The sequence below is a fragment of the Cryomorphaceae bacterium genome (genome assembly GCA_017798125.1).
Taxonomy (GTDB): domain Bacteria; phylum Bacteroidota; class Bacteroidia; order Flavobacteriales; family ECT2AJA-044; genus ECT2AJA-044.
This window is the reverse complement of record CP059070.1, coordinates 2668008-2679787: the sequence shown is the minus strand read 5'-3', so window position 1 is coordinate 2679787 and position 11780 is coordinate 2668008. Positions and strand designations below refer to the sequence as shown.

Here is an 11780-nt window from a genome sequence, read left to right as displayed (position 1 = left end):
AGGCCTTCACTTATGCTAAGAGCGTTTTACTCGCCTTGTCCAAGACTAAAACCGCGATCTCCGTCAAAGAAGTACAGGTTTTCCGTTTTGATGACATCAAAACCATGCTCAGTCAGCGTTTTCTGAAGCTCGATGACTTCAAGGGCGTGAACAGGTCGGTAATCCGGTGGAGATACTTGAATATTGGAGTCCAAACTCACAAAACGGCATCGCCAGTGGTCCGTGCAGAAGGTCTCAGGATTGCCATTCGGGAAAACCTTTACCCCGCGGTTTGTAATCATCTTCAATTTCAGTGGCGCGCCTTCTAAAGAACTCAAGGCCTCTCCGAGTTTTTGAGCATCCTTATTCGCGTGGTCTAAAAAGACATCCACTCCCATTAACTCCTTGCTCGGAGTTGGAAGCGATTCTTCTACAACCTCGTTTTGCGCCTCACGGCGCGATGAAGCAGCGTACTTCGCAGGCTCGAATGTGCTGGGGCGTTGACCCAATCGAGCAATGACTGCGTCGGCAAATTCTTGAGTGCCAACTTTCTCGGTACTGAAGTTCTCGCTGAAGATGTCCGCAGTGTGAACCCCGTCTTCTAAGGTCTTCAACCAAGCGTTGGTAATATTCTCTGCGATGTCTGTGGCGCCGATGTGCTGGAGCATCATCACTGCTCCGTTGAGCAGCCCGCTGGGGTTGGCGATGTTTTGCCCGGCAATGTCTGGGGCCGATCCGTGAATCGCTTCAAACATGGCGAAGTTCTTTCCGATGTTCGCCGACCCAGCAAGTCCAACAGATCCTGCAATTTCTGCCGTGATGTCTGAAATAATGTCTCCGTAAAGATTAAGGGTGACCACTACGTCGTAGTTCAGTGGATTGGAGGCCAAGCGCGCCGCGCCGATGTCGATGATTTGAACTTCCTGTTCGATATCGGGATACTCGGCGCCAATTTCTTTGAACATATCGTGGAAGGCGCCATCCGTTAATTTCATGATGTTGTCCTTCACCATGCAGGTCACTTTTTTGCGACCATTGGTTCGGGCGTATTCAAAAGCCTCACGGACAATCTTGCGACTTCCCGGGATGGTGATGAGCTTCAAGCATTGAAGCACTTCTGGCGTTTGGCGGTGCTCGATTCCCGCGTAGAGGTCTTCTTCATTCTCGCGAACGACCACCACATTCATATTGGGGTGAAGACTGGGAACAAAGGGCGTAAGGGAACGACAGGGTCGAATATTGGCGTAGAGGTTTAGCGACTTCCGCAGGGTTACATTCAAACTCTTGTATCCTTTACCTTGAGGAGTGGTAATAGGCGCCTTGAGGATGAGTTTGTTTTTGTTGATGGTTTCCCAGGCATCTTCGCCAATACCCGAGGCGTCTCCATTCAAATAGGTTTTCTCTCCAATCTGAATGAATTCAGGGTCAATGGGGGCTCCTGCAGCTTCTAGAATCCGCAGCGTAGCAGACATAATCTCCGGTCCAATCCCGTCGCCTTGTGCAACGGCGACTTTCGTCAATGTTTGGGTCGGAGGAGGTGTAGTTTGTGTAGTGCTCATGATATAATAGTATTACTATTGATAAGACAAAAGTAACTATTATACGGTCAACTCAATTAAAGGTTCTTGATCCTCAGAAAAATGTCGATTTGAAATCCAGTAGGCCTTCTTACTCTTCAATTAGGACTCCCATTTTCCCCATCTGGTAGTCGCGAAGCGCTTCCATAATTTCCGTTTGTGAATTCATCACGTAAGGCCCCCATTGGGTCACTTTTTCACCAATGGGCGCTCCGGCCAAAACAAGAAATTGCCCAGATTCAACAGCTTCTATACTTAATTGATCGAGCCCCTCCTGTGCAACAGCGAGGGTGCGGGCATCCACCCGTCCAAAGCCTTCTATAGAAATGCCGCCTTTGATCGTGTAAATCGATGCGTTCATCTCGGTGGGGATGTCGAGGGTCCACGTACTTCCGGCTTCCGCTTCAACCCATAAAATCAACAGTGGGCTTTGCGTCTCTGTAGCTATCTGATGTCCGTCGTACGTTCCGGCTACAAGCTTGATACGGATACCTTCTTCGGCGGACCATGTAGGTATTTCTTCCTCGGCCAAGTACTGATACGTTGGCGTTTTCATCTTTGCGGAAGCAGGAGAATTGATCCACAGCTGTATGATCTCTTGGTGACCTCCGGATGCAACTAGTTCTGGGGTTGGTCGCTCGCTGTGCACAATGCCCGCACCCGCGTGCATCCATTGGACTTCACCTGCCCGGGCAATTTGGTTATGGCCTCGACTATCTCGATGGTGAATTGCACCTTCGATGACAAAGGTGACGGGAGAAAAGCCGCGGTGGGGATGCGGCCCGACTCCCTGGTGCATGGCGTCTGTCAGCGGGTTGGTGTGGATGACGCCATGATGTAGTAGCAAGTAAGGGTCTACTTGCTCCACGCGTTGCGTGGGTAGTGCTTGTAGGATGGGTATGCCACCCATGTCTATTTCCTGTACAGGAAGGAGGTATCGGATCATTTCACGAATTTACCAACCAGCTCGTCAATTTCCTCTGGTTTGGCTTTCGGATCTACCTCATTCAAGTGTTGGGTGAGTGTTTTTGCATCGACCTCTTCACGAAGAATAAGGTCTTCGTGCTTGGCGTAGTACTGCTCCCATGTGGTACGAACATGACTCCACATATCCTTATTCTGTTTCCAGTATTTTCGCGCCGCTTTGCATCTGTTAGGGTCCGTCAATCGATAGGTGTTGTATCCTTTCTCTTGTGCGACGATGAGGTCCTCTTCACCTTTTGTGCGGATAATTTTATCGTTGTCTTGATCGTGGATCCACCCTTCTGAAGTTACCTCGTGGCGATTGCGGCGGTAAGTGACATTGTAATCATCCCTAATGGTGTATTCGCGTCGAGGAAGAGGCGCTGAGCATTCCGCTTCCCAATAACTGCGGCCGTCAACATGGACCCAAGAGGCACTTGCGCTATAGCGTGGACGGTCATCAGTTTGATAAACCCGCTGGGTCCATTGACCAACCACTTCTTCCGGAGTGCGCTCAAGGTGTACCCACTCATTATCCGCGTAGTAGTCGTAGAAATCGGTGTTCTGAAAGAGCCAGTCCTGACGCCAATGTTTCACGATGGTTGGCGCGTGAGGAGGTCCTACAATGAGCAAGTGCTGTAAACTCAGCTTGTCGTCCGTATCTTCAATAAGCTCCACCCATTCCAGTGCAGACGCTTGTTTAACCGGGCTAGAGGTATAGGTGCTGTCCTCAGCGTAGACAAAGGTTTCAGCGAAATTGAATTCAACTTCAAAACAGCCACACATGCCTTTAATGGCTTCGGCGTCTTGATCTTGATGAGAGGTCTGAGCGAATGATGCAGTAGTGATTGACAGAAAGGAAAGGAGAATGAATCGTTTCATATTCACCGCAGATTTTTTAGCTTATTGAAGATTAGACTAATTCTAAATAACGATGCAAAAGTGATGGTTTCTTTTTACTTCCGCAAGACCCAAATCGAAATTTTAGTAAGAATTAACCTTGAGCCGATGGATGTATTATTATGAGTTCGAAGACTCTTTTCACTGTTGGGAATTGTATCTTGGAGCATGTCCGATTCTCCAAGTCAAAATAGATTACTCCCCATATTAATGGTCAATTTTATTGGGGTCTTGGGTTACAGCGTGGTCATGCCCATTCTCATATTCATGGTGCGCGACTTGGGCGGAAATGCCTTGCTCTATGGAGCTCTGGGGGCTGTTTATCCCTTTTTTCAATTCTTTGGTGCACCTCGCTTGGGCAAACTGTCTGACCGAATCGGTCGAAAACGAGTTCTTTTGTTGAGTCAAGGGGGGACACTGTTGGCTTGGATCTTGTTTATCACGGCATTGCTCTTGCCTAAATGGACCTTGTGGGAAGGAGGGCAGTCCGATTCCTACGTTATGACTGTTCCGCTTGCCCTGATTTTCTTAGCCCGAATGCTGGATGGATATACCGGAGGTAATGTTTCGGTAGCCAATGCCTATTTGGCTGATGTGACGGATGAAAATGATCGTGAGGCAAATTTTGGAAAGATGGCATCGGCCAGTAGTTTAGGAATGGTCATAGGGCCGGCCTTTGCAGGTTTATTGGCTTCCACGGTACTGGGGACTTTGCTCCCCGTGATAGCCGCTGCGGTCATTTCTCTGATTGCTCTATTTGTCATTCAATACCGCATGTACGAAAACCGGCCATGTGAAGGACCCATCCGCGAAGGAAAGGCGAAGTCCATCCGTCAATTTTTCCAAGTAGAGCAGAAGGATTGCTATACCAATAATGAGGCTTCTGAGGCGAAAACGACTTGGTCAGAGGTGTTGGCGATCAAAGGCATGCCGGTCATGTTCGCCGTATATTTTTTAACGTGGTTGGCCTTTAGTTTCTATTACCTAGGAATGCCCTTGTACGTCAGTGATGATCTGGGCTGGACTACTACAGAGCTTGGTCTCTTTTTAACCGGGACAAGTCTGATCATGATCCTGTTTCAGGGCCCTGTACTCAGATGGCTCAGCAAACATCGTTCGCCGCAGTGGATTCTGATTTCTGGGGCTGTCATCTTGACCATTGGGTTTGGGGTCATCGCAACCGGAAAGCTGCCTTTAATCATTCTGGCGGGCATCTTGTTGGCTGCGGGTAATGGGATCATGTGGCCCACCTACCTTTCTCAGCTATCGCGCATGGGAACTCCCCAAGTTCAGGGAGCCGTTCAAGGGTATGCCAGCAGCTTGGGAAGTGTGGCATCGATGATCGGAATGCTCGGTGGCGGCCTGCTTTACGCGGAGCTTCATACACAATTGTTCGCCTTGAGCAGTTTGCTCTTTGCGATTCTCCTTGTTCTATTGTTGTTGCCCAAGGATCGGACCCCAAAGCTGACTCAACCCGTTTAAGGGTTCCAGAAGAGATCCTCGGTTGGAATCTCCTTGTCGAGGCCAAGGGCAAAAGGATTGAAGCCGCGAAGCGCAAATACGTACCACGCTCCCGGGGAAATTGCGATTTCCGTATCGGCACCTGCCCAATAAGGATCAGAGCCATAAGCTGTTCCCGGATTGGAAGCATAGGGGAAACCCCCGGCGTCCTCATGCAGTGTGCTCAAGACATAGCCCTTATCGAGCTCAGCCATAAAGCGATCGTATTGGAAGGAATTGCCGGATATCTTCCAAGCCACGGCCATTTGTCCAGTTCCTTCCATGAAGATGGCATCTCGATCTTCGTCAATATCATACCCCTCTATTGAGGCGCCGGTTAAGGTAGAGGTCTGTGTGTTGATGAATCGCTGTGCTCGACTCAGCGTGGTGTGGGGGTAGCCTGGAAACGCGCAATACGCCCAACTAAAGCAATCCACAGCGTATTTATAGGGAGGATTTTCCGGCCAGGACATCAGAGCTTGATCTGGCTCGTTCCAACGATGGGCGTCAAAGAATCTCATCAAGCGAACGTGGAAATCGGTGTAGCCATCTATGGCGTTGAAGGCGTCGAGATTGCCTTCCGTGACTTTGTAGGCGAGCAATTCATCATCGGCATTGTATCCCGCCCACAGCCCACCGTCGACGGTATCCTGAAGGGAGATCAACCAAGATGACAGATCGGCGATGAGGGCATCGTAATCTGATCGGCCCGTGAGGGCCTTGTGGTTATTCAAAGCCAAGAGGAGCCAAGCATTATCCCCCATCCATCGATGATTTCCGGGAACCCCATTGCGATCTCTGAATTGCGAGAATCCTCCAACGCCCGAATTGAGCTCCGAGGCCCGGCGGCCTTTGAAGAAATCAAAAATGGCCTCTGCCCGCTGGAAATCGTCATGCAACATGAAGCACATCGCGGCCAGGCTTTGGTCATAGGTCGAAACAAAGTTGTTGTTTTCAGTGCTTTCCAAAAGCCCGTTGGGCAGTTGTTGCTGTTCCAACCAAGACATGATTTGCAGCTCGCGTTCGGTGGGCTCATAGGGAGCATTGCCCGTGGGTTCATCTTTACCGCAGGCAACGATCATAAGGGCCAAGAATAGAATCCATGCCGTTCTCATGAGCTGAAGTGTTTTTTCATGGGCGTGAAGTAGTGTTCTATCCAGCCTTTTCGGTAGCGTTCTCCATCGCCCGTTGGGATATCTGTATGGCTTAAATGGAGCCGGGTTCCCGAGCCTTCAGGAGTTAAGGTGATGGTCACGACGGAGTCTTCCTCGTTGGGCGCAAATTCGGTCGATCGCCAGGATTGAACGATGCGTTGATCTGGAACTAGTTCGAGGTGCTGCCCCCAGATGTATTCATCCCAAGCCGTGTAATCCGTTCCCACTTCAGGTACAGACTCGGCGGCTCCTCCGGTCATCGCTGCATGCTCTTCTCCAGTCAGCCAAGCGGTGTACAGCGCAGATGGGCTAATGTCAAAGTATTCGTCTAGTTCAATATGATCCCGCATGACCTTCTTTTTTGCGAAGGTTAAGATACGGAAATCAGGTCGTGCTATGGGGTGGTCAGACCTTTTGTGCTATGTAGAATCCGTAGCTGTAGTAGGCCTGATAGGTACGGTAGAATTCAATCTCGTCCCGGTGGAGCTGAACAACTTGAAGAGCTTCTTTTGAATGCTGGTGTCGATCCAGAAAGCCCTCAAAGCTTTGCTCCAAAGGAAGATAGTATTCATCGAGCCAATCGGAAGGAGGGAGGAAGAAATGCTCCAGGACCTGGTACCCCGCCGCACGGAGATCGGCCATTTTCTCTTCAGCAGTCCCCACTTCAGGATATTCCGCACCCCAGAACTCCTCCAATGCTTGGGGTCGATCCGTTGTGGTCCACGTGATTTCGCTCACCGCCAAGACGCCATTGGGACGCAGGAATGGACGCCAAGCCTGGAGCCCCGCTTTAAAGCCCATGCTGTAGATGGCCCCTTCCGACCAAATGAGATCCACGGATTCCGATTCCAAGGAAAGGGCCTCCATAGATTCATTAGCCGTTTTGATGGAGTCATGAAACCCTGCGCTTACGGCGCGATGATTCAGTTCTTCCGTAAACTCAGGAAACAGGTCCACGGCAACTATATCCGCCTCGAGCTCCTCAGCCAGTACTAGGGTTTGCGCCCCTGAACCGCAACCGATATCCGCTACCCGAAGCCTTTGCTCGCGAGGAAGGCCACAGGCCTTTAAGGCCCTCAGCGTACTCGCTGTGCTTCCCGGTCCTTGACGAGGATTGCCTCGATGCAGGTCGATCAATAATTCCATTTGGTCCATTATCGAGGCAATTTACGTTCGTACCGACGTCCGTTCAAGAAAGCGCCGATAAAGGTGGCCCGTACGATGTAGTGGTAGGTCACAAAGCAAAAGACGGATGTGATGGCGGCCACGGTCAAAAACTTAACCGTAGAAGGAACAGCCCAATCCGCCAGTAGCCCAGGCAAGAAGGCCGTCCAGCTCAGGTGCACGAGGTACACCCAATAGGAGGAGTCGCTCACATAGCGCATAGTGGGGGAGTGGTCACTTCCGTATCGAATAAAGGCTCCCGTGATTCCGAAAATCAAGCCCCATACCATCAGCGATTTTATTGCCACGTGCTCCCAGAAGCTCCACGAATCATACAGGAAGAAGTGAATGCAAAAGAGCACCATACCTAGGGCGAAGTTCCAGCCAAAGCCCCGCTCCATCTGGCCTAGGAGGTCCTTGGATTTGAAGAGGACCCAGCCGATGAGATAGAAAAAGAGGTAGTATACGATGGACAAAAAGTTTGGAATGAACGATCCGGACACCGGAGCGGACCACGTATTGATGCTCCCGTAGACGCCCATGGTCAATAGCCCCAAGACGAGCAGGCGTAGCAGTGGTCGCTGTAATACGAAACGAAAGCCCTGATGGATTTTAGAGGCCATCTTCTTGAACCGCACAAAGAAGAAGGCAAAACCAATGCTGAACATAGTGATCCAGATCAAGGTGTACAGGAACCACAGGTGGAAGGTGTTGTTGGGGAGGATCGAGCCGAGGCTCCAAAGATCAGTCACCGCAAGGCCCCAGGATTCAGGTTCTCCAGAAAATACCGACCCTGTATAGACAAAACCGAATTTGATGCTTGGCCACAGAACAAAGAGAAAAACGATAAAGGGAAGGGCAATGCGCTTCACGCGATTTTGAATCATGCGTCCTGGCGATCGATCGTAAAAGAGCAGGGCGCTAAAGAAGCCTGAAACCAAGAAGAAGATTTGCATGCGAAAGGCGTGGATAAAGGCAACGATAAAATCATTGGACCAGTGATTTACGGGATCCTTCAAACTCCAAGCACTCCCGTAGTCGACTGTTCCATAAGTGATGGCGGAATGAATGACGATCCCCAAGAGCATCATGATGGCGCGCAAGGCGTCTAAGGCGTGAAGTCGTTCCGATTTTGAAGGGTGTGCCATATGGACTTGAATTTGCGCCTACGGCGCGATGCCTCATTTCCCCTAAAAGGTCAAAAAGGAGTTGATGTTGATTTGATCCCGATCCAATCCCGGTAGGTATTGGTTCATGTAGCCTACTTCTAAACGGAATTTCTTGGAGAACTGATGTCCCAAGGCTACGTACAAGCGGTTACGGTCAAACACATTTTCTCCCGTATTCAGGAAGATTTCATTGTACACCGAACCGTACCAACTTCCGTCCGTGATGGGCTTTCTGTTGAGTGGAATATTTAGGGACAGGAAGTAGCGAAGACGCATCTTGAAATCGGACTCGACCCAGCGTTGCTCAAAGCGATATCGGTGCTGTACGTTGACCACGCCGATCGCATGTTTGGTGATGAATTGCTGAAAGATTCGGTGTTCGTTAACACTTTCTTTTTCCTCTTCGCCCACGTAGTTTTCACTGAGGATATATCCATATCCAAGCAAAACGTTGTTGTTGCCCTCGGTCAGGTTGTAACCCACACCCGTTCGGATCAGAAGCTGTTCTAGATCACCAATAGCGTTATAATTCCGGTATTGGACCTCGTTATGCCAATTCCACTGTTCGTTGATGACCTTGTTTCCGAAGTAATTGATCCAGTTTCCCAATGGACTGTCTTGTGCCACGGACCAAAGAGGAAGGCAAAGGAGTAGGGCGAGGAGTTTTTTCATTCTTCGGTATTGCGGGTTATGGCACTCGTAAAGGTAGCCTCCAATCGCTGACGGATGAGCTCTTGAGGCTTGGTTTGTAGACCGTAGTAGAGTTGGGCAAAGGCCGGGATGTCGTTGTAAATGACATGGACGTGACCGTCTTCTGCTTCGTATACGAGTAGCTTTTGGCAAAAGGCATCAAGACCAATGCGCGGTGTGGTCATCATTGCCTTTCCACCGGGTGCGGGTCCTCCAAAGAGGAGCAAGGTACAAGGCTGTATGCTGTCCCCAAGGGCCAGGGCATCGGCTCGATAGTCTACCTCCCCAAACCACCGAGTGTCGGATTGAGCATTGACGATGGCCTTAAGTTGGGCCACCGTTGTATCAAAGTTGTAATCCGATTGCAGCTCTACAATTCCGAAGTTGAGTCCTACGGAGTCCAAGTCCGTTTCGCGAGGCTCTAAGCCTGTGGAATCGAGCAAAGACTCAAGCGCCGCGTTGTGGTCGTTTGCGGCTTCGAAAGGCACATCGTGCCGTAGGCACAAAAACGCACCAGAAGTTTCGGCTACAAATACCTCGTTGGTGTCGGGTTCCGAATAGATGAGAACTTTGAGCGGGAGGTCCAAACCGGTCCTCGGGTTGATCTTGATGAGCGGGGTGTTGATTTCCGGATCTGAATACAGATGTAAGATGGCCGGAGGCGTGTACACCCCTTCCTCAGCCGCCATTTTGTGGTGATCGAGAACCGCTACTTCTCGGTAGTTTTCAGCCGATTGGCGCAAGATTTCACTCTGTTCCAGGACTTGCTGCGCAATCGGAGCTTCGGAGGTTTCTTGACTCGAAGAATTGTCGAGGAGGAGGCATGAACTCAGGCCAAGACTTAAGAAACTAAGAAGAATTGTGGTTTTCATAGTCGGTTATTTTGAGCCCCGCTCAATTAGTTTCCTTCGCTCGCCGCTTGGAAAGCATTCCATTCAGAATCCACTGCAACCAGATTGTGCTCTGCTTCGTAGGCGGTGTAGAGAGCCATCATTTCATGAAATCGCTCAGGAAGCTCCTCTTCGAGTGGGTGTTGTTCAGAAGGGTCGTCCACAACGTTGTACAGATGCCAAATGCCATCTCCGAACATGCCAGGACGAACTTTCATCAACTTGTAATTGCCTTTCATCAAGTATGCGTTTCCGAACAGTTCAAAGGCGTACCAGTCATCCTCAGAGCGAACGATATCTGAAGTACCTTCCAAGTAGGGGCGTGCACTGATACCGCTCGGAGCGGCCACGGTTTTACCGTTGTATTCACTGCCCGGATGATCAATTCCCGCGTAGTCCAGTATAGTCATGGGAAGATCCTTGACCGACATCACGGCATTACTCATCTCTCCCGATCGGTCGTAATCGCTGCTGAAGGCGCCAGGAGGTACAATGACCATAGGAACGCGAACGCCTCCTTCGCCAACAAACCACTTCCACCAAGAAAGCCCGCCAGTCGCGGCATTGGCCCAAGAAGTGCCGATGTAGTTGCTCGAGTTAGCGGTTCCAATCCCTTCAAAGGAAGTGTCGTAATTGTTGGCGATCCACTGACCGAACTCTGCATTTCCTGTGTGCGGATTTTCCGCCTCCATTCCTTCCGGACCGTTATCCGAGATGTACACGATCATGGTGTTGTCCAATTGACCCGTTTCAGACAAGTAGTCCAAAAGCTGGCCAATACGATTGTCTTGGTCCTCAATTTCCGCGGCATAGGTAGCAAACACTCGTGCTTGAAAACGCTTTTCCTCCTCGCTTAATTCGTCCCATTTTTTCACCAGGTCGTTTTCTGGAGAAGGGTCTGCCTCGGTTGAAATCAAGCCGTTTTCTTTGAGGCGTTCGTAGCGGAACTGCTTGAGACCTTCATATCCTTTCTCAAGGTAGAATTCGTAGTGTTTGTCGATAAGTTCGGGCGGTGCTTGAATAGGGAAGTGCGCCGTGGTAAAGGCCATATAGGCGAACCAAGGGTTGCCGGCTTCTCTTCCCTCCTCAATGAAGTCGATCATTTGATTGGTGTAGAGTTCTCCGGAGTAGATGCCCTCGGGCCGGTCGTAGTGCTCCCCATCGAGGGTCCAGTGCTCCTCAAATTTCTTGTTCATATAATCCGGATCCGTGAAGTCCGGAGTCATTCTCAAATTATTCCAGTGGTTCGATCCCCCAGAAAGAATCCCAAATTCACGGGTGAAGCCCCAATGGAGCGGTCCGTAACCGCCGGCGGCCTCGCCTCCCAAGTGCCATTTACCCGCTTTGTAGACTTCGTATCCAGCATCCTTAAAGAGCTGTGTTATGGGAAGCGCGTTGTCTGTTAGATAGCCCTCGTATCCCGGTTGTCCTTTTGACGGTGGATAAAAGGAGTAGTCGAACGAGCCTAGACCAACTTCTATGTTGTTGCAACCCGTAAGCAACATGGACCTCGTGACTGAACATACAGGAGAGGCATGAAAATTCGTAAAGCGAACACCTGATTCCGCTAGTCGACTAAAGTTCGGTGTGTTGATTTCAGACCCGTATATGCCGAGATCTCCAAAGGCAATATCATCCCCAACGAGGAGGAGAACGTTCATCGGGGTCGCCGCTTCGGCTTCCTGACTTTCTGATTCTTGTGGGCTTCCGCAGCCAACGACCAAACTAGAAATCACTAAAAGTGCGAGCAACTTTTTCATAGAAGAGGGTTTAGGTGCCCTAAGATAATATCTT

The 11780-nt window shown here is 50.2% G+C and carries 11 protein-coding genes; 1 reads left to right on the top strand and 10 read right to left on the bottom strand.

Annotation, left to right across the window (positions count from 1 at the left end):
* Window positions 1-26: 26 nt before the first annotated feature.
* From HZ996_12030 to HZ996_12020, 3 genes are all read right to left on the bottom strand, one after another.
* Window positions 27-1538: an NADP-dependent isocitrate dehydrogenase gene (locus tag HZ996_12030; protein ID QTN39842.1), complete on the bottom strand. Its 1512-nt coding sequence runs from the start codon at window positions 1536-1538 to the stop codon at window positions 27-29.
* A gap of 109 nt (window positions 1539-1647) precedes the next feature.
* Window positions 1648-2502 carry a pirin family protein gene (locus tag HZ996_12025; GenBank protein QTN39841.1) on the bottom strand — a complete coding sequence of 285 codons (855 nt, stop codon included), beginning with the start codon at window positions 2500-2502 and terminating at the stop codon, window positions 1648-1650.
* Entirely contained in the window at window positions 2499-3401 is a 903-nt protein-coding gene (locus tag HZ996_12020) for a hypothetical protein (protein ID QTN39840.1), read from the bottom strand. The genes HZ996_12025 and HZ996_12020 overlap by 4 nt, the downstream gene beginning before the upstream one ends.
* A 186-nt stretch (window positions 3402-3587) precedes the next feature.
* Between HZ996_12020 and HZ996_12015 the strand changes: the two genes are divergently transcribed.
* A complete protein-coding gene (locus HZ996_12015; GenBank protein QTN39839.1) occupies window positions 3588-4901 on the top strand; it encodes an MFS transporter in 1314 nt (437 codons plus the stop codon).
* Here the strand turns inward: HZ996_12015 and HZ996_12010 are convergent.
* From HZ996_12010 to HZ996_11980, 7 genes are read right to left on the bottom strand one after another with little or no spacing between them, the layout of a single operon-like run.
* Window positions 4898-6034 carry a hypothetical protein gene (locus tag HZ996_12010; GenBank protein QTN39838.1) on the bottom strand — a complete coding sequence of 379 codons (1137 nt, stop codon included), beginning with the start codon at window positions 6032-6034 and terminating at the stop codon, window positions 4898-4900. The genes HZ996_12015 and HZ996_12010 overlap by 4 nt on opposite strands.
* Window positions 6031-6423: an SRPBCC domain-containing protein gene (locus HZ996_12005; protein QTN39837.1), complete on the bottom strand. Its 393-nt coding sequence runs from the start codon at window positions 6421-6423 to the stop codon at window positions 6031-6033. Before HZ996_12005 ends, HZ996_12010 begins: the two co-directional genes overlap by 4 nt.
* A gap of 55 nt (window positions 6424-6478) precedes the next feature.
* Window positions 6479-7228: a methyltransferase domain-containing protein gene (locus tag HZ996_12000; GenBank protein QTN39836.1), complete on the bottom strand. Its 750-nt coding sequence runs from the start codon at window positions 7226-7228 to the stop codon at window positions 6479-6481.
* Window positions 7228-8385 carry an acyltransferase family protein gene (locus tag HZ996_11995; protein QTN39835.1) on the bottom strand — a complete coding sequence of 386 codons (1158 nt, stop codon included), beginning with the start codon at window positions 8383-8385 and terminating at the stop codon, window positions 7228-7230. Before HZ996_11995 ends, HZ996_12000 begins: the two co-directional genes overlap by 1 nt.
* Window positions 8386-8427: 42 nt before the next feature.
* Complete coding sequence (locus tag HZ996_11990; GenBank protein QTN39834.1) at window positions 8428-9078, bottom strand: DUF2490 domain-containing protein; 651 nt, start codon at window positions 9076-9078, stop codon at window positions 8428-8430.
* Entirely contained in the window at window positions 9075-9968 is an 894-nt protein-coding gene (locus HZ996_11985) for a DUF302 domain-containing protein (protein QTN39833.1), read from the bottom strand. Before HZ996_11985 ends, HZ996_11990 begins: the two co-directional genes overlap by 4 nt.
* A 26-nt stretch (window positions 9969-9994) precedes the next feature.
* Window positions 9995-11746, bottom strand: coding sequence for an arylsulfatase (locus tag HZ996_11980; protein ID QTN39832.1), 1752 nt, complete (start codon window positions 11744-11746; stop codon window positions 9995-9997).
* Between the last annotated feature and the right edge of the window lie 34 nt (window positions 11747-11780).